Source organism: Streptomyces sp. NPDC002057 (genome assembly GCF_040296665.1).
In the GTDB taxonomy this organism is placed as follows: domain Bacteria; phylum Actinomycetota; class Actinomycetes; order Streptomycetales; family Streptomycetaceae; genus Streptomyces.
Genome location: NZ_JBEOXR010000031.1, coordinates 39,456 through 56,865 on the forward strand (window position 1 = coordinate 39,456; position 17,410 = coordinate 56,865).

The window sequence follows — 17,410 nt, forward strand, 5'->3', positions numbered from 1 at the left end:
TGCGAAGCTGGGGTCGGTACGCAGCAATCGGCAAGATGGCCGAATTCGGGCTCTCGTTACCCTGCGGTAGTCGATGGTTAGCGTTGGCACTCCCAGGACGAACCTCGGCCAGGGTGACCACGGCAGGATCGTCGGCAGAGCCACCCGCATCGGAGGACGCCCCCTGGGCAATGCGGGGACCGGGCGCTGCTCGAGCGGACGTGACCGCCCGCACTACTGAGTTTGAACTCGTGGTGTCGTCGGAATCCGAATGGTCCCGCCACCAGTCCGGGACGCACTTCCTCCGTCAGTTCCGTGAAGGCATGCGACGTGGCAGGGTGAGCGCGGCGCCGTCTACCAGCGGTGCCAGATCGCCGTGGGCGCGGCGCCGCGAGGGGGAGGAGAAGGGGTCCTCTCCAGCGATGAAGGGCCCAGGACACGGCGTGGCCGCCTGCGCCGCACGCAGTGATCGTTTGCCGCCCCGGCCCGCACGCCGGTCCACGCCCGTCGGCGTTTCGCATCCGCGCCGTCACGGACACCCGCCCGCCCTGCCGCTCGGCGCGCTGCGGCCCTGCGCCTCGCCGACTTGCATCGGTTCCGTGCTGTGCCGATTTGGTGGGGCGCAGCCGGTTCGCTAGATCGGATCTGGGGGCCTCGATGTTCAGGCGACCGCTCAAGCACCTCTCCGGGGAGCCGGTCACTGGGCGGTGGGGGCGCCGCGGCGTCTGGAGGAGATCGTTCTTGTCCCCCGCCCGCTGGCGAAAACGAAGCCTGCCATCAGGACAGCCGCGACGGTGACTTCCTGAGTCCACGCCACGCCGGCGACCCACATGGTTCCGGTGTCCTGATGTCGAAGGGCTTGGTCACGGTGTGGAAGAGGGCGATGCGGCGGAGCAGGGGCTCGCTGTCCACGCTCTGATGGAGAGCACCGGGCTGGGGTCAGGTCCCAGCCTGGAGCCGGGTGAGTCGGGTGAGGGTGGCGGGTCGGCTGGTCGTACGCGGTCGGCGACCTGTTGGTCGTTTCGGATGATGCTTTTCATGCTGGTGCTTCCGGACCAGGGGCCCGGAAGCTTCCTTGCTTCCGCCCGGCGGATTTCAGGTCCGCTCTTCGACGCCGATCACGGTGCGCAGTGCGTCCTGGGCTGGCCCGGACTTACTCTGATGTGCTTCCAGCAGTGCGGCAGCGATGGCGTTCAGTTTCTGTTGGACCGCGTGCTCGGCGCGGCGCTCACTGTTCTTCAGCAGCGCCAGCAGCAGGAGCGTGACGGCCGTCATCGCTTCGCCGGCGAGCAGCATCCATGTCAGCGGCACCTTGGCGATGTGGACGCCGATGACCACTCCGACCATCAGTATGCACAGCGCGAAGAACGCCGGGCTGCTGGTGAAGTTCGAGGCTCGTTCTGCGAATCGTGCGAAGAAGCCAGGCTGGTTCCCGCCGCGCTTGGCCGGGTGTTCGAGGGTCATGTTCCGTACTTTCCCATGTCCGATCGTCGGAACAGCGTGGTGTGCCGGGATGCGGCCCGAGGGAGATCGGTAGCCGTGCAGGTGATGGACGGCCAGGATCATGGTCGTGGAAGTCTCCCAGACCAAGGCGCCCACCCGGCTGTTCATCGCGATGATCGAGCGGCGCTACAGCCTCGGCATGATCGTCGCGACCCTGGCCGTCAGGACACCTGCGCTTTGCCTTCCTGCAGTCGGGTACCGACGGGGCGTCCGGGGAGCACGGCCGCTCCCAGTACGCCGAGGAGGCAGATGCAGGCTGCCACGCCGCAGGCGATGTGGAAGCCCAGCATGAAGCTGTCCTGCACTGCGTCGAGCAACTGCTGCCGTCCGGTTGGCGGGGCGCTCTGGGCGATGGAGAGCGCCCCGACGACGGATTCCTTGGCGTTGTGCAGAGCGGGGCTGGGGAGCAGGGCGAACGTGGTGGTCGGCAGGTGGCTGGCGTACAGCGAGGTGAAGATGCTGCCGAGGACTGCCACACCCAGCGTTCCGCCGGTCTCGCGTGTGGCGTCGTTGACCGCCGATCCGATTCCGGCCTTTGCCGGGGGCAGGACGCTGAGGATGGATTCGGTGGCGGGGGTGGTGGTCAGTCCGAGCCCGAGGCCCATGAGGATCATCTGGCCGACGATGACCGAGTAGGGCATGAACGTCGGTGAGACGGCGATCCATCCGAAGGACGCGGCCAGGAATGTCAGGCCCGTCATGACGGTCGTGCGTGTCCCGACGCGTACTGCCAGTGCGGCGCCGCCGAGCGAGCCGATGGCTATCGTGATGGCGACCGGCAGGATCCGTACGCCGGTCGCCAGCGTTCCGTAGCCACGGATCAGCTGGAAGTACTGGGTCACCAGGAAGATGAACCCGAACAGCGAGAAGAACGCCACCGTGACCGAGCCGCTGGCCGCAGAGAACGCCGGGTTGCGGAAGAGAGCGACGTCGATCATGGGTGTCTCCCGCCGCTTCTCCACCGCGATGAACGCGACGATGAGCACGCCCGATGCAAGGAACCCGGCGATGCGGGCAGGGCTGGCCCACCCGCTCTCGGGCCCCTCGATGATCGTGTAGACGAGCAGGCCTATGGCGGCGGTCGACAGCAGCAGTCCGGGTATGTCGATGCGAGCCTCGCCGGGACTGCTGGACTCGGGCACGAGGATCCACGCTGCGATGAACGCGAGGGCGGCTACCGGGACGAGCGCGAAGAAGACGGACGGCCAGGAGAAGTGGGCGAGCAGGACACCACCGACGACAGGCCCTATGGCGACCCCGAGGCCTGTCACGGCCCCCCAGATTCCGATGGCCACCGCTCGCTCCCGGCGCTCGGGGAAGGTGTTGGTGATGATCGACAACGTGGTCGGGAAGATCACCGCGGCGCTCGCGCCCATGAGGAAGCGGATGAGGATGAGCGCGTTCGCGGAGTCGACAAGGCCCCCGGCGAGACTGGTCAGAGCAAAGCCTGCCAGACCTGCGAGCAGGGCGGGTCTCCGGCCGAATCGGTCTCCGATGGATCCGGCTGTCAGTACCAGCGAGGCGAAGGAGAGATTGTAGGCGTCGACGATCCACTGGAGGTCGCGTGTCGAGGCGCTCAGCTGGCGGCTGAGCTCAGGCAGCGCGACGTTGACGATCGTGGTGTCCAGGGTGATCGCAAGAGCAGCGAGGCAGACCGTCGCGAGGACCATTCTCTGCCGTGGAACGGAGAGGGGAACCATCTCGGCCTCCAGCCCAGCCATAATGTTGACAGCATCAACACGGACATAAGGTAAGGATCGCACTGTATGGTGACATCGTCAACATGTGAGGAGGAGGGGTATGGAGAAGCGGGCATATCACCACGGGAACCTGCGTCAGGCGCTCGTGGAGGCGGGACTGTCCCTGGCCCGCGGCGGAGGACCCCGTTCCGTCGTGCTTCGTGAGGCAAGCAGAGAAGCGGGCGTCTCCCACAACGCTGCCTACCGCCACTTCGCCGACCGCGAGGCCCTGCTGGCAGAAGTGTCGCGGCGCTGCATGGACAAGCTCGGGATGCTGATGAACCTCAGACTGTCCTCAGTACAGGAGACGACCGAACCTTCCCGCTCCTGGGCACGCCTCGACATGCTCGGCCGGGCCTACGTCGAGTTCGCCCGCACCGAGCCGGGCTGGTTCCAGACAGCTTTCTCGGCGACCGGGGCACACACCACACCCCTGCCGGCACCGTCTGAGACCGCCCCTCACCCCTTCCTGCTGTTGACACGGTGCCTCGACGACCTTGCACGAGCCTCAGCCATACCTGCCGACAGACGGCGCGGCTCCGAGTACGCGGCCTGGTCAGCCGTACACGGGCTGAGCCATCTGCTCATCGATGGGCCACTGCGGGAACTGCCCGAGAGTGAAGTCAGACTCGCCTTGGAGACAACCCTCTCCGTGATCAGCCGCGGACTCTGACCAACGACAACAGCCCAGTTCGCGCTCAGACGAGCCGTGAGGAAGTCTTTCAGATGGCCAGCGCGCGGTGTTGGCGCCGTTGTTGCCGGTCGCGGTGTGAGGCAAGCCGTCGATGCTCCGGCGGCGGTTGTTCGATGGCATCTGCCGGCGGGTGCGGACCGGTGCCCCGCGGCGGGATCCGCCGACGGAAGACGGTCCGTGGCAGACGGTCGATGTGGTGTCTGAATGGCGGTGTTGACCGGGCTGCAAACCCAGGCGTACGCAGCCGGGCTGATCACCTGGGAGGGGAAGGTCGACTCCGCGATCTGCCAGGCTCATCAGCACGCGACCGGTGCCCGGCGCGACGGTCAGGCCCGGGCTTGCCAGGCTGACCGCAGGTGTCGGGCTCCGTGCGCTTCCCGCATCACCGCCTCAGACGCCGTTCTCGGCCCCGGTCGGCGGGTTGGGCACGCCCTCACGTGCGGCGGTTCGGTGCGACGGCTCCTTCTAGGGGCGTGGTCGGTGCGCGTCGCGCCGGGCGCCGGGGCGGCCGGGCAGCCACCAGTTCGCTTCGCCGAGCGCGGCGACCAGTGCGGGGGCCAGTACGCCGCGGACGATGGTGGCGTCGATGACGATGCCGAGGGCGAGCGCCGTGGCGAGGATCTTGACGTCGGTGGCCGGCACGCGGGAGAGGGAGATGAACGCGAGGAACAGGATGATGGCCGCGCAGGTGATGAGCCGGCCCGTCCGGGCCACGCCGTCGACGACGGCCTGATCGGTGGAGCCCGTTCGCAGGTACTCCTCGCGGATCCTGGAGAGCAGGAACACCTCGTAGTCCATCGACAGCCCGAAGAGGAATGAGAAGACGGCGATCGGTACCCAGGTCGTGATGGCGTCGGAGGCGGTCTGGCCGAAGAGCAGCTGGGTGCCGTGCCCCTCCTGCCAGATCAGCACGGTCACGCCGTACGCCGCCGCCAGGGACAGGACGTTGAGCACGAGCGCCTTGAGCGGAAGCACGACGGACCGCAGTGCGCGGACCAGGAGCAGGAACGTGACCAGCACGATGATCCCGCAGATCCACCAGGCGTTGCCGTACACGGCTTCGACGAAATCGGCGTCCTGGGCGGGTAGCCCGCCGACCCGGTGGCCGGCCGCCTCCGCGGCCGAGCGGATCCGCGCCGCGGCCGCCGAACCCTCGGCGGTCGCCGGGTCCTGGGCGGTCCACACGTCGAACACCGTCCAGTCGTCACGCCGCCACTGGCCTGGAGCAGCGGTGCCGGCGACGCCGGGCAGATCCGCTACGACGGCACGGGCCGCCTCCGGATCGCGGGTGAGGACTTCCACCGGCTGGGTGAGGCCCTCACCCAGACCCGCGTCCTGGACCCGCTGCAGCGCTTCCGCGGCCGGGCCGCCCGCGCTGATCACCGAATCGTTGCTCGGCGCGCCGAGGCGCAGGTTGAGTACAGGCGCGGCGAGCGCGAGCAGGACGAGCAGACTGGCCGTCACCGAGATCCAGCGGTGCCGTACGACGGTCGTCGCGATCCACCGCCACAGCTTGCTGTCCGGCTCGGTGCGGCGGCGGTGCGGCCAGTCCAGCCGGCTGCCTGCGACGGCCAGCAGCGCCGGCAGCAGGGTCAGCGCGGTGAACACGCTGACCAGGGGAATGAGCAGTCCGGTGAATCCGACGCTCCGCAGAAACGGAACCGGCAGTGCGATCAGCGCGGCCAGACTGATCGCCACGGTCACCCCGGAGTAGAGCACCGCGCGACCGGCGGTGCCCATCGACCGAACGATCGCCTCCCGTGAAGTGGCGCCGTGGCCCCGTTCCTCGCGCCAGCGGGTGACGATCAGCAGCGAGTAGTCGATGGCGACGCCGAGGCCGATCAACGCCAGAAGATACTGCACGATGAACGAGACGTCGGTCAGTCCGGTCAGCCCCCACATGATGAGGAACGTCGTGAGGATCGAGGCCGCCGCGACGATCAGCGGCATGACCGCCAGGACCGAGCCGAAGACCAGCACCAGCACGATCAGCGCGCCCACGGCACCGAACAGGGTCTCGGCGAGAACGCCGGCATCACCGCCCCCGCCGCCCCCGGCAAGCGCCGCCTGCCCCGTCACCGCCACCTCCGTCGCCGTGACGCGGCTCGCTTCCTCGGCCGCCCGCTCCAGCGCCGGCAGAACGTGCCCGTAGGGTTCGGGCGCGCCAGTCATGGGCTGCGGGTAGACCAGGACCACCCCGGTGCGCTGGTCCGGTGCCAGCAGGCTCGGCGCCTGCTCCCACGTCACCAGCCGCCCGCCGGGCCGGGCCCTTTCCACGGCGGCGGCGACCTGGCGGGCCTGGGTGTCGTCGAGTACCCCCTGCTGCGCCGTGACAGCCATCAGCACCGGGGCGTTCTCACCGCCCGAGTCGAAAAGAGCCACGATCTCCTGGTTGGTCTCGTAACCCGGGCGTCCCGGCAGCCCGAATTCGTAGCTCAGAGCGTCTGACGCGCGGGGCGCGGCGTAGGCACCGGCCAATGCGAGCACAACCCAGGCGGCCAGAGTCCACCAGCGGTGCCGCACGACGAAACGGGCCAGGGTGGTCATCGGACTCCTCGCACACGTGCTGACGGCTGACCTGTCCCTCAGGGAACACCACGCGCCGAAGGGCGGGGCGTGGACACGCTGAGCGCGGCGAGCGACGTCCCGCCGCCTGGCCGCAACTGCCGTGAGGTGAGCGGGTGTGACGTGGTGCATAAGCGCGCGCAGCGCCTCCACGCTGGCGCGCGGGCGGCCGAGCGGATCCAGCAGTGTCCCGCTCAGAGCGTGCCGGGCCCCGTGCCAGTTCGCGGCGTGGAAGCGCGTGTGTTCGACTACGGCGCCGGATCTTGTTTCCGACCAGTGCGGTGGTGACGATCACTGCGGCGGTGGCCGCGAGGGCGGGTCCGCCGTAAGTGAAGACGTGGTGGAGAGATGTGGCCGCGACATATCCGGCTGTGGCTTCGGCGCCGGCCCACAGCGGTGCGGCGAGCAGGCTGTAGGGGGCGATGCGACGGTAGGGCAGTCGGGTCGCCCCCGCCAGATGCGGGATCAGGGTGCGTACGACGGGGATGAACCGGGACAGGAAGACGGCCTGCCCACCGCGGCGGGCCATGAGGACCTGTGCCCGTTGCCAGGCGCCTTCGGGGATGCGGCGGCCGAGGCGTCCGGTGCGCAGGCGTCCACCTAGCAGTTGTCCGGTGCGGTGACCGAGTGCGTCACCGGCCACGACCGCGCTCGCCGCGGTGGCGATGACCAGGACGAGGTTCAGATCGCCTGCGCGGGCCAGGGCGCCGGAGGCCAGGAGCAGGGTCAGGGTCGGAATGAACGCGCCGACCAGCAGCAGGGACTCGGCCAGCACCGCGATGGCCAGGATCGCGTAGGCGGCCGGTGCGGGAACGTGACAGATCAATTCGGTCAGGGTGTTCACCGAGCCATCCCGGCCGTGATGTCCGGCGCTGCCGGGGCGGGCACGCTGACGGGACGACGCAGCTGCCAGACATGGCACGGCGGCAGGTTCCCCCACACGCTCCAGCGGCCGATGGCATAGCGCTTCTGGTAGCCGCCGAGAATCTCCTCAACGGCGTGGTGGCGGCGGGTTTCGGCGCGCGAGGCGGTCAGAGCGCGTGCGTAGCGGGTGCCGCGGTAGGCGAAGTAGGTGAGCGTGCCGCCGGGCTGGAGCAGTTCCATGTACCGGTCCATGATCGTCTCGACCTGGGCGGGGGCGAAGTTGGTGAAGGGCAGCCCGGAGACGATCACGTCGTAGGGGCGGCTGGTGTCGAGGTGCTCGACGAGAGTGCGGTGGACTCGGACCCGATCGCTTCCCCCGGCCAGCCGCGGATGGGTGCGAACGAGGTGACAGAGCTGGGCGGCGAAGCGCGCGTTGGCCTCGACGATGTCCAGACGGCTGCCCGCGGAGAGGCGCGGGATGAGAGTGCGGGTGACCGATCCGGTGCCCGCGCCGGCTTCCAGGACGTTCAGGGGCCGTGCTCCGTGCTCCTGCACCGGGTCGGTGAGCAGGCGGGCGAGAGCCTTACTGCTGGGGGCGATGGCTCCGGTGGTGCGTAGGTCGCGGGCTGCTTCGATGAGGAACATCCAGCCCTCGGCGTTGCGCCGCGAGAGGGCACGGTCGTGTGAGTTGGTCCAGTCGTCCATGACTTCGACGCTATGGATGCCCGTGCCCCTGCGGATCCTTCCTTGTGCGGCCCACTTCCCCTACGAAAGTAGGGGGTCAAGATGGTAGATCGTCCGGTGTGAAACAGACGGCGTCTGCCTACGCTGCAAAGCGTGAAATGGGAACAGAGCCACACGTGGGTCGTTTGCGCACGCTACGGCTTGGTGGTGTTGCTGACGCTGGCCGCAATCCAGAACGGGGCATCGAGTGCAGGCGGCCGCTACGTTGCCGTCCACAGTGCGGTGGCGCTGGCGTGCGGGGTGGCCCTCCTGCTGCGGGGGGCCTGGTGGCTCGCTCCTGCTCTCACGACGATGGCCGCAGGCGTGTGGGGGTGGCCCATGCTTCCGCTGTTCCTGCTCGCCCTGTTCGACCTTGCCGCCCGTCGGCACACCTGGGCGGCTGTGTGCTGCTCGGCCGTGGCCCTCACCGGCAATGCCGTCCTGCACCCGCCGGTATCCCTGTGGAGTCCGCAGCCGTACGGCTCGGCGCTCTTCCTCCTGCTTGCCGTGGTCGCAGGGCTGTGGATGGGAAACCGGCGCCGCCTGGTTGAGGCGCTGAACGACCAGGTGGAGCATCTGCGCACCGAGCGGAAACTGCGCGAGCAGGCCGCACGCATGGCCGAACGGTCCGCGATCGCGGCGGAGATGCACGACGTGCTCGCCCACCGGCTCAGCCTGATCGCCCTGCACACCGGCGTACTGGCCACTAGGAAGGACACCCTGCCTGATGCCGTCGTGGAACGCCTCAGCCTGCTGCGCACCGCCTCCACCGACGCCCTGACCGACCTGCGCGACGTGCTCGGCGCCCTGCGCACCGATTCCTCTCCCGACACCGACCAGCCAGCACCGGCACCGGCACTGCGCGACGTCGAAGAGATGATCGGGCACGCGCGGGCGGCCGGGCAGGCCATCGACACGACCGTGGAGGGCAGCCCGGAGCAGGCTCCCGCGGCGCACCAGCTGGCCGTCTACCGCCTGGTTCAGGAAGCACTGACCAACGCCCGCAAGCACGCCCCCGATGCTCCCGTCCGCGTCCGCATCGACTACGGGCCGCCCACCACCCTGCTCGAGGTCACCAACCCACCCGGCACCAAGATCCACGGTGCCCAGGCGGTTCCTTCAGGATTCGGCCTGATCGGTCTTCGCGAGCGGGTCGAAGCACTGGGCGGGCACCTGAACGCCGGGCCCGGCGGCGCCGGGACCTGGAGGCTCGCCGCCCGCATCCCCCACCCCGCCAGCGAACAGAACGGTCCCCGCACATGATCCGCGCCATGGTCGTCGACGACGACGCCCTCGTCCGCCTCGGGCTGACCGACCTCCTCGACAGCGACGACTCCATCGAGGTCGTCGCCCAGGCCACCGACGGGCTCCACGCCATCGAGCAGGCCACCGCCCACCGCGTCGACGTCGCCCTGGTGGACGTCCGCATGCCCCGCATGGACGGCATCGCCGCCATCAGGCAGCTGCGCACCCTGCCCCACCCGCCGAAGGTCATCACCCTGACGACCTTCGACCTCGACGAGTACGTCTACGACGCGCTGGCCGCCGGCGCCGACGGCTTCCTTCTCAAGGACACCGACCCTGCCGAAATCCTTCGTGCGGTCCACCTCGTCGCCGCCGGCTCAGCCATGCTCCACCCCGCCGCCGCCCGCCGCCTCATCGACCGCTACCACCACACGGGCCGACCCCAGGCAGCCCAAGCCCGGACCCGCATCGGCCCCCTCACCCCGCGTGAAAAGGACGTACTCGCCCTGCTCGCCCAAGGCGACACCAACGCCGACATCGCGAAAGACCTCGGCATGCAGGAGAGCACCGTCAAATCCCACGTCAGCCGCATCCTCACCACCCTGAGCGTCACCAACCGCGTCCAGGCCGCACTCCTGGCCCGCGACGCCGGCCTCACGCCTTGATATCCACCCCAGCCCGGCCACCACCAAGGGCCTGCCAACCCGCCTGAGGCGGCGTATGTGCCCCCGGCCTCGGCGGTGCTCACGAGGAGGGCGGCGCTGGTTCCGCCTGCCCTGCGTCGGCCGCCCGGTCGCAGCGGCCAGAGTCTCGAGGCCGATGAGGCCGGTGCCGAAGAAGCGGTAGCGGGCCAGGCCGATGCTGCGCGAATGCTCGCGTACGGCGTGGAGGTCGTAGCGGGTGTAGTCGGTCGCCAGCAACGCAGATCAAGCGATGGTCTACGAGCCAGCTCGGGCATAGGAGTCCCTGGTTGATCGCACCCGGATCCTTTCCGCGCTTGTACTCGACCACAACGGGAACCCCGTTCGGGTAGAGCCCCAGCGAGTCGATGCGGCCGGCGTGGGCGCGTCCCGTGGCGTACCCGGACGCCAGGAACCGGACCCCGGGGCGGCCGTATCTCCACCGCGGTCCCGCGCGCTCGCTGACCACCACTCAGCGGTACCTGCACCCCGACGTGCACAAGATCACCGCCGTCGGCGCCGCACTCTCGGCACACCTCAGCGTGCTCCGCGCGCCCCGGTCCCTGCCCAGCCCGATCGTGGTCGCCCGCTGACGCGGTCAAGGCGAGTTGGTCCCCAACTGGTCCCCGAAAACGAGTCAGGGGCCGCTTCAGATTTCTCTGAAACGGCCCCTGATCTGCGACTCTTTCGAGTCGGGACGACAGGATTTGAACCTGCGACCCCTTGACCCCCAGTCAAGTGCGCTACCAAGCTGCGCCACGTCCCGATGCTCGTCTCCGCCGGGTTGCCCCCGCGGCTGCGTGCAGGGAAAACACTACCTCACTCCGGAGGGCGGGATGACGCACGGGCTGTCACCGCGTCCGAGGTGAGGGTGTCCGCGCCGCAGGCGGCGGCCAGGGAGGTCGCTTCGGCGAGGGCGGTGGCCGAGCCCGTCGCGTGGGCGAGGTCGAGCCTGGCGCGGGCCTCCTCGTAGCGGGAGGGGGACGCGGCCAGGTGTGCGACGGCCCGGGTGAGCAGGTCGCGGGCCTCGGCGGGCTCGGCGAAGAGGGCCAGGCAGCGGAGGGCTTCGCCCATCACCGTGGGGGTGCCGAGGCGTTCGGCGTGGACGTGGGCCTCGGCGGCGATCCGGGCCGCGCGGTCCGGGTCCGTGTCGGCGAGCGCCCGTGCCAGCTCGAAGGGCCAGGGGGCCCAGATGCCGTGGTGCCGGCCCCGGACGGTCAGCGCCTCGGCCGCCGCTTCGAGGGTGCGGACGGCCTCCTCGCGCCGGCCCTCGGCGAGCAGCAGCCGGCCGAGGACGCTCGGACCGTCGGGCAGCACGACCGCGCCGGGCCAGGGCGGGCCGAAGGCGTACCGGTCGGCGACGCCGCGGGCCTCGGCGGTACGGCCCCGGGCGAGCAGCGTGTCGACGAGGAGACAGGCCGTGTCCCAGTGGACGGGGAGGCCGGTCCCGACCCGGTCGGCGAGCCGGAGGCCCTCCTCCAGGTAGTGCTGTGCGCCCGGCAGGTTTCCGCGCCTCCGGTGGACGAGGCCGAGGAGGGTGTGGGCGAAGGCCAGGTGGGCGCCGCTCCAGCCGGAGATCTCGAAGGCCCGGACCGCCTCTCCGAACAGGGCCTCGGCCCGGTCGGGCCGGTCGGCGAACGCGTACGCGATGCCCGTGAGCGCGGGGATCTCGAAGCCCCAGATGAGGTCGGTCCAGCCGAGCCCGGCGGCCGGTACGCCGTCGACGAGGGCGAGGTCGCAGAGGCGAACGACCTCGGCGGCGGGCTCGCCCCGGAGCATCCCGTCGAAGGCGCGGACGGCGATGAGGGCCCGCTCGGAGTTGTCGGCGCCGGTGAACTCCGCGGTGAGTTCGTCGAGGCGGCGGGAGCGGCCGATGCCGTTCTCCTCGGCGGCCTGGAACCCCTCGAACATGAAGTGCGCGGCCTGGAGGCGTCGGCGACCGGTGCCGGGCGGGGTCCGGGTGGCCCCGGCGGCGGCCGTCCTCGCCGCCTCCTGGAGCTGGTTGTTGTGGGCGAGCGCCTGCGCGAGCCGGTGGGTGGCGTCGATCCGGAGGGCGTCGTCCAGGCCCGGCAGGTCGAGCGCGGAGCGCAGGTGCCGGACGGTGGCGGCGGGCGCGGTGAGCAGGGACGCGCAGCCGAGTTCGTACAGGACGGCGGCGTACGCGTCCGGGCGCGGCGGTTCGACGAGGGCGCGGTCCAGACAGCGGCGGGCCGCGTCGGGCGCTCCGACGGCGAGGTGCTCGACGGCGGCCGCCCGCAGCAGCCGGACGACGCTCTCGTCCTCGTCCGGGTGCACTTCGAGGAGGTGCCGCGAGGTGGCGGCGGGGCTGTGGCCCGCCTCGGTGAGCGCCCAGGCGGCGCGCCCGTGGAGGGCGGTCCTGACGGCCGGGGACACCGATCCGTACACGGCGGTGGCGATGAGCGGGTGCCCGAACTCCAGCGGGGCGTCGGGTGCGGCCGGGTGCAGCGGGGCCACGATCCTGGCCCGGCGGAGCCGTTCGGTGTGGTCGGCCACCTCCTTCGGGGTCGTGCCCGTGAGCGCCGCGAGGAGTTCCGGTGTGCTGTCGGCGCCGAGGACGGCTATCGCCCAGGCCAGGCGGGTGGGTCCGGCGCCGAGCTCCTCCAGGCGGGCGACGAGGCCGCCGCCGCGCGCACCCGCGCCGAGGCCGCGGAGCAGTCCGGCGGATCCGGCGACGGGTTCGAGCATCCGGTCGCGGGCCTTGGCCAGCAGTTCGACGGTCTCGTACGGGTTCCCGGAGGTCACCGTCCACAGTTCGCGGCAGAACGGCGCGTCCGCGTGCCCGCCGAGCGCGTCGCGGGCCAGTGCGGCGGTGGCGTCCTGCGTGAGGGCGTCCAGGCCGAGGGTGAGGACGGCGCGGTCGCCGAGCGCGGCGAGGGTGGCGGGGACGCCGGGGCCCTCCGGTTCCTTCGGCAGCGCGCGGTGGGCGAGGACGATCAGGACGGGCAGGCGGCCGTCCCGGCGGCTCCGGGTGTAGGCGTCGAGCCACGCGAGGGATTCGGCGTCGGCCCACTGGGCGTCGTCCACGAGCAGCACCGGCGGCCGGTCCCGCAGCCGGTCCGCGAGGCGGTCCAGGAGCCGGGCGAGTCCGTCCCGCACGCCCTGCGGGTCGGCGGGCGCGGCCGGGGTGGAGGAGGGCGCCGCGAGGCCGAGCGCGGGGGCGAGGAGGTCGAAGTGGCCACCGAAGAGGTGGTGGGCGTCCTCGGTGCCGAAGGGGTCGAGGGCGGGCTGGAGGAGCTGCCGGGTGAGGTGGAAGGGGACCGAGGTGAGGGTCTCGCCGCCCCGGGCGGTCAGGACGGTGCACCGGTCCTGGGCGGTGCGGCGTATCTCGGCGAGAAGCGCGGTCTTGCCGATGCCCGGCTCGCCCCGGTAGACGAGGATGCCGCCGCCGCGCGCGGGGCCGTCCTTGAGGGCTCCGGCGACGAGGCCGTCCACGGCGTGGGCGGCCGCGGCGAGCTCCGGGCCTCGTTCCAGGAGGCCTCCCCGTCCTGCGGCGGCGGGGTCCACCGCACGCCCTCGGCCGGCAGGCGTCTCCAACGGCCCGGCGGACGGCCGCTGTTCGGGTTCCGACGACACCGGTGACTCACTCCCCACACGAAGTACTGCCCTGACGTGACCCGCGCGGTCCCGGCGGAACCGGATTGCGCTGGACCGACGAGCCTAGCGTTCCTGATCGTCGTGGGGGCGACAATGGGTGGGTGAACCGGACAGCGAGTGACCGTGGCCGCGACCGCGACGAGGAGGGGCGGGCCCGCAGCGCCCGTCCCCGCGACGGGCTCGGGCGGCCGCTGCCGTACGGGGCGGAGGGCGTGCCCCGGCAGCCCGAGGGTGTCGTCCGGAGCCCCGAGGAGACCCTGCGCGAGGCACAGCGGCTGTTCGACGCGGGGATGCCCTTCCACGCGCACGAGGTCTTCGAGGACGCCTGGAAGAGCGGTCCGGAGTCCGAACGGGAGCTGTGGCAGGGCCTCGCGCAGCTCGCCGTGGGGCTGACCCACGCCGCGCGCGGCAACACGGCGGGTGGGGCGCGGCTGCTGCGCCGTGGCGCCGGCCGGCTGGCGGGCGGGCCGGGGGGTGCGACGGGCGCCGCCACGCCGCCGTACGGGATCGACGTCGCCGGACTCGTCTCGTGGGCACGGGAGTTGGCCGACGTGACCGAGGGCGGGTCACCGGGCGCCGATGCGACCGCCACCGGTCGCGGTCCCGTCGTGGTCGACGCCGTCGCCGAGGCGCCTCGGTTGCGGCGGGGTCCGTCCTGACGGCCGGCCGCCCGGGGGCTACGTCCCGTCGAGCGCGCGGCGGAGGACCGACGTGTGACTCACGGACGGGTCCTTGGCGGCCGTCAGGAGGGTGACGGTCCGCTCCGCCGCGAGGTGCCGCAGCCGGTCCAGGGCGGCCGCCGCGTCGGGGGCGGTGAGCTCGGCCTCGTACCGCCGGCAGAACTCCTCGTACGCGCCGTCCGGTCCGTGGTACCAGTGGCGGAGTTCGGTGGACGGGGTGAGCGCCTTGGGCCACTCGTCGATGTGGGCGTCGGTCCTGGCGAGTCCGCGCGGCCAGAGCCGGTCGACGAGGACCCGTACGCCGTCGTCGGGCGAGGGGGTCTCGTAGATGCGGCGGACGCGGACGTCGTGGCTGCGTGCGGGCATGGCTCCAGGGTGCCGGACGCGCCGGGACCTCACCCGTCGACGCGCAGCGCCGGAAGGAGGACGGCGTCGACGAAGCTCCGCATGGTCGAGGTGTCGGTGAAGCGGTCCTCGAAGAGCCGCTCGATGCGGAGCATGCCCATGAAGCAGGGGGCGACGAACCGGATGGCGGGGTTGGCGCCGTCGATCTCGCCCCGCTCGACCGCGCGGGCCACGACCGCCTCGATGGCCGCGACCTCGGGGGCGATGACGGTCTCGCGGAGCGCGGCGCGCAGGTCGGGGTGCTGGATGAAGGCCTGGGCGACGGCCTCCATGAGTTCGGCGTCGCGTTCGCGGTGGGAGGCGGCGATGCGGGCCGCCTCGCGCAGGTCGCCGGCGAGGGTGCCGGTGTCGATGCCGGCGAAGACGACGCAGCGCCGCCGGGCGAGCGCGGCGGTGACGAGCTGCGGCTTGGTGCCCCACTGCCGGTAGAGGGTGGCCTTGCCGCACTTGGTGCGGGCCGCGACGCCCTCCATGGTCACCGAGTCGTAGCCGCCCTCGCGCAGGAGGCGGAGCACGGCGTCGTACAGCTCCGTCTCGCGCTCCGGCGTGATCTTGCTGCGGCGGGCTGCGGTGGTCGCGGCCTCTGTGGACATCGATCCCTCCCGGACACCTCTGTCTCTGCACATACGAGAGTAGGGGGTGCACAATCGAGACGCAAACGTATCGAGACGCTTGCGTCTCGATGAAATCGGATCTAGGCTCACTCCGTTTGTTGGCGATTTGACGGATTAGAGGGCCGCGCGATGGCTTCCGGGATACGCGGGATACGCGGGACACGTCCTGCCGGACCGGGGATGACGCCCACCCCCGGCCCCACCGGAGCGGACGACGGCGGAGGTGGAGAAGGGGACGGCGGCGGGGCCGCCAGACCGCCCCTCCTGCGCGAGCTCGCGCTCGTCACCGCGCTCTTCCTCGTCTACAAGCTCGGCCGGCTCTTCGCCAACGGCCACGAGACCCGCGCCTTCCGGAACGCCGACCGCGTCTGGGACGCCGAGCGCGCGCTCCACCTGCCGGGCGAGGAGACGGTCCAGCAGCTGCTCCTGCACGGCGAACCGCTGATCCGGGCGGCGAACACGTACTACGCGGCCGTGCACTTCCCGGCCACGCTCGCCTTCCTCGTCTGGCTGTACCTGCGCCGCCCCGCCCACTACGTGTGGTCGCGCCGCGTGCTCGCGCTCGTCACCGGCGCCGCGCTCGCCCTGCACCTCCTGATGCCGCTCGCGCCGCCGAGGATGCTGGCCGCCGGCGGACTCGTCGACACCGCCCGGGTCTACGGACCCTCGGTGTACGGGGCCACCCCGGAGACCGACTCGATGGCCAACCAGTTCGCGGCCATGCCCTCGCTGCACTTCGGCTGGGCCCTGATGGTCGCCATCGGCCTGATCGCCGCCACCCGGTCCCGCTGGCGGGTCCTGTGGCTGCTGCACCCGCTGGTGACCCTGCTCGTCATCGTCGGCACCGCCAACCACTACTGGTTCGACGCGCTCGCCGCCGCCGCGATCCTCGGTCTCGCCCTGCTCGCCGTCCGCGCCCCCGGCCGCCGGACGGCGCCCCCACCCGTACCCGCTCCGCTCGGTACGGCCCACCTCCCGGTCGGAGCCCTCCGATGAACCCCGCCACCGGCACCGTCGTCGCGGTGCTCCTCTCGCTCGTCTCCGCCGCCGGATACGCGCTCGCCGCCGTCGCCCAGTCCCGGCTCGCCGCCGCCTCCCCCGCCCAGGACGGTCGGGGGGCGCTGCGCGCGCTGCTCACCCGCAGCCAGTGGTGGTCGGCGGTCGGCCTCAACGCCGCCGGAGCCCTCGCCCACGTGGCCGCCCTGCACTACGGGCCGCTCACGCTGGTCCAGCCGCTCGGCGCGCTGACGCTGGTGGCGGCGCTGCCGCTGGGCGCCTACGCCGCACGGCGGCGGGTGACCCGCACCGAGTGGCGCGGGGCGCTGTGGACCCTGGCCGGTCTCGTCGGCCTGGTCGCCGTGACCGGACCGACCGCACCGGGCGAGGCGCTCAGCCTGCGCGAGGCCCTGGTCGTCGCGGCGGCCACGGCGCTCCTCATCGCCGCGCTCGCCTCGGGGCGGCTGCACGGACGCGAGCACGGCGGTGCGCGCGGGACGGGGCCGGACGGGGCCGGCGGCCGGGCCTCCCGCGGGCTCGGCCACGCCACGGCCTCGGGGATCGCCTCGGGCGTCGCCTCCGCGCTCACCCAGACCCTGACGGCCGCGCTCGCGCTCGAACTGCCGGGCCGCGAACCGGTCTGGTGGCAGACCGCGCTGCTCGCGGTCCTCATCTCGGGCTTCGCGACGGGCGGACTGCTCCTCTCGCAGGCCGCCTACCGGGGCGGTCTCGCGGCCCCGCTCGCCGTCGTCAACCTCTCCAACCCGGCGGCCGCCGCGATCATCGGGGTGGCGCTGCTCGGCGAGACCTTCCGCGCGGGCGCGTGGGGCTGGCTGGTCGCGGCCGGCGCCTCGCTGGTCGCGGCACGGGGCGTGGTCCTGCTGACGAAGGGCGCGCCCGCCGAGCCCGCGCGGACCCCCGCGAGGGAGCCGGAGCCGGCCCCGTCCGCGACGGCCGCGGCGCCGGAGCCGCTCGGCCGGGGCTCCCTGCGCGCGCGTGTCCACTGGGGGGTGCGGACGGTACCGGCGCCCCGGGTCGCGGAACTCGGACCGAGGGGCCGCGAAGCCGAGATGACCTTGAATTCGTCATCTTGACGACAACCGGAGAA

Annotated in this window: 13 protein-coding genes, 1 tRNA gene and 3 pseudogenes; 7 read left to right on the forward strand and 10 right to left on the reverse strand. The window is 71.8% G+C overall.

Annotation, left to right across the window (positions count from 1 at the left end; genetic code table 11):
• Window positions 1-1,074: 1,074 nt before the first annotated feature.
• Window positions 1,075-1,443, reverse strand: a complete 369-nt coding sequence (locus ABT129_RS23200; RefSeq protein WP_351904676.1) for a low affinity iron permease family protein — start codon at window positions 1,441-1,443, stop codon at window positions 1,075-1,077.
• 200 nt (window positions 1,444-1,643) lie between these two features.
• Window positions 1,644-3,152 carry an MFS transporter gene (locus ABT129_RS23205; protein ID WP_502981871.1) on the reverse strand — a complete coding sequence of 503 codons (1,509 nt, stop codon included), beginning with the start codon at window positions 3,150-3,152 and terminating at the stop codon, window positions 1,644-1,646.
• A gap of 130 nt (window positions 3,153-3,282) precedes the next feature.
• On the opposite strand from ABT129_RS23205, the gene ABT129_RS23210 reads away from it, so the two are divergent.
• The gene (locus ABT129_RS23210; RefSeq protein WP_351904682.1) at window positions 3,283-3,894 is read left to right on the forward strand and encodes a TetR/AcrR family transcriptional regulator; all 612 of its coding nucleotides are present in this window, start codon (window positions 3,283-3,285) and stop codon (window positions 3,892-3,894) included.
• A 486-nt stretch (window positions 3,895-4,380) separates the two neighbouring features.
• Here the strand turns inward: ABT129_RS23210 and ABT129_RS23215 are convergent, their stop codons facing one another.
• The 3 genes and pseudogenes from ABT129_RS23215 to ABT129_RS23225 all read right to left on the reverse strand — a co-directional run bounded on the left by ABT129_RS23215 (window position 4,381) and on the right by ABT129_RS23225 (window position 8,049).
• A complete protein-coding gene (locus ABT129_RS23215; protein ID WP_351904685.1) occupies window positions 4,381-6,462 on the reverse strand; it encodes an MMPL family transporter in 2,082 nt (693 codons plus the stop codon).
• Between the two features lie 391 nt (window positions 6,463-6,853).
• Window positions 6,854-7,420 (reverse strand): annotated as a pseudogene (locus ABT129_RS23220) (DedA family protein); the annotation flags it as partial.
• Complete coding sequence (locus ABT129_RS23225) at window positions 7,321-8,049, reverse strand: class I SAM-dependent methyltransferase (RefSeq protein WP_351904688.1); 729 nt, start codon at window positions 8,047-8,049, stop codon at window positions 7,321-7,323. The gene ABT129_RS23225 and the pseudogene ABT129_RS23220, both read right to left, overlap by 100 nt.
• A gap of 132 nt (window positions 8,050-8,181) precedes the next feature.
• On the opposite strand from ABT129_RS23225, the gene ABT129_RS23230 reads away from it, so the two are divergent.
• Both ABT129_RS23230 and ABT129_RS23235 read left to right on the forward strand, forming a co-directional pair.
• A complete protein-coding gene (locus ABT129_RS23230; RefSeq protein WP_351904691.1) occupies window positions 8,182-9,330 on the forward strand; it encodes a sensor histidine kinase in 1,149 nt (382 codons plus the stop codon).
• Entirely contained in the window at window positions 9,327-9,977 is a 651-nt protein-coding gene (locus ABT129_RS23235) for a response regulator (RefSeq protein WP_351904694.1), read from the forward strand. Before ABT129_RS23230 ends, ABT129_RS23235 begins: the two co-directional genes overlap by 4 nt.
• 90 nt (window positions 9,978-10,067) lie before the next feature.
• Here ABT129_RS23235 and ABT129_RS23240 read toward each other — a convergent pair.
• Window positions 10,068-10,464 (reverse strand): annotated as a pseudogene (locus ABT129_RS23240) (hypothetical protein); the annotation flags it as partial.
• Between ABT129_RS23240 and ABT129_RS23245 the strand changes: the two are divergent.
• Window positions 10,451-10,585: pseudogene (locus tag ABT129_RS23245) on the forward strand (site-specific integrase); the annotation flags it as partial. The pseudogenes ABT129_RS23240 and ABT129_RS23245 overlap by 14 nt on opposite strands.
• Before the next feature lie 99 nt (window positions 10,586-10,684).
• Here ABT129_RS23245 and ABT129_RS23250 read toward each other — a convergent pair.
• Together ABT129_RS23250 and ABT129_RS23255 are read right to left on the reverse strand one after the other, a co-directional pair.
• Window positions 10,685-10,758: transfer RNA gene (locus tag ABT129_RS23250), tRNA-Pro, on the reverse strand.
• Between the two features lie 53 nt (window positions 10,759-10,811).
• Window positions 10,812-13,517, reverse strand: a complete 2,706-nt coding sequence (locus ABT129_RS23255; protein WP_351904697.1) for an ATP-binding protein — start codon at window positions 13,515-13,517, stop codon at window positions 10,812-10,814.
• 191 nt (window positions 13,518-13,708) lie between these two features.
• Between ABT129_RS23255 and ABT129_RS23260 the strand changes: the two genes are divergently transcribed.
• Window positions 13,709-14,266, forward strand: a complete 558-nt coding sequence (locus ABT129_RS23260; protein ID WP_351904700.1) for a DUF309 domain-containing protein — start codon at window positions 13,709-13,711, stop codon at window positions 14,264-14,266.
• An 18-nt stretch (window positions 14,267-14,284) separates the two neighbouring features.
• Here ABT129_RS23260 and ABT129_RS23265 read toward each other — a convergent pair whose 3' ends face one another.
• Together ABT129_RS23265 and ABT129_RS23270 are read right to left on the reverse strand one after the other, a co-directional pair.
• Window positions 14,285-14,653 (reverse strand): DUF488 domain-containing protein, encoded by a 369-nt coding sequence (locus ABT129_RS23265; RefSeq protein ID WP_351904703.1) that lies wholly within the window; start codon window positions 14,651-14,653, stop codon window positions 14,285-14,287.
• A 29-nt stretch (window positions 14,654-14,682) separates the two neighbouring features.
• Entirely contained in the window at window positions 14,683-15,285 is a 603-nt protein-coding gene (locus ABT129_RS23270) for a TetR/AcrR family transcriptional regulator (protein WP_351904706.1), read from the reverse strand.
• A 201-nt stretch (window positions 15,286-15,486) separates the two neighbouring features.
• On the opposite strand from ABT129_RS23270, the gene ABT129_RS23275 reads away from it, so the two are divergent.
• Both ABT129_RS23275 and ABT129_RS23280 read left to right on the forward strand, forming a co-directional pair.
• Window positions 15,487-16,302 (forward strand): phosphatase PAP2 family protein, encoded by an 816-nt coding sequence (locus ABT129_RS23275; protein WP_351904709.1) that lies wholly within the window; start codon window positions 15,487-15,489, stop codon window positions 16,300-16,302.
• The gene (locus ABT129_RS23280) at window positions 16,299-17,396 is read left to right on the forward strand and encodes a DMT family transporter (protein WP_351904712.1); all 1,098 of its coding nucleotides are present in this window, start codon (window positions 16,299-16,301) and stop codon (window positions 17,394-17,396) included. Before ABT129_RS23275 ends, ABT129_RS23280 begins: the two co-directional genes overlap by 4 nt.
• Window positions 17,397-17,410 lie beyond the last annotated feature (14 nt).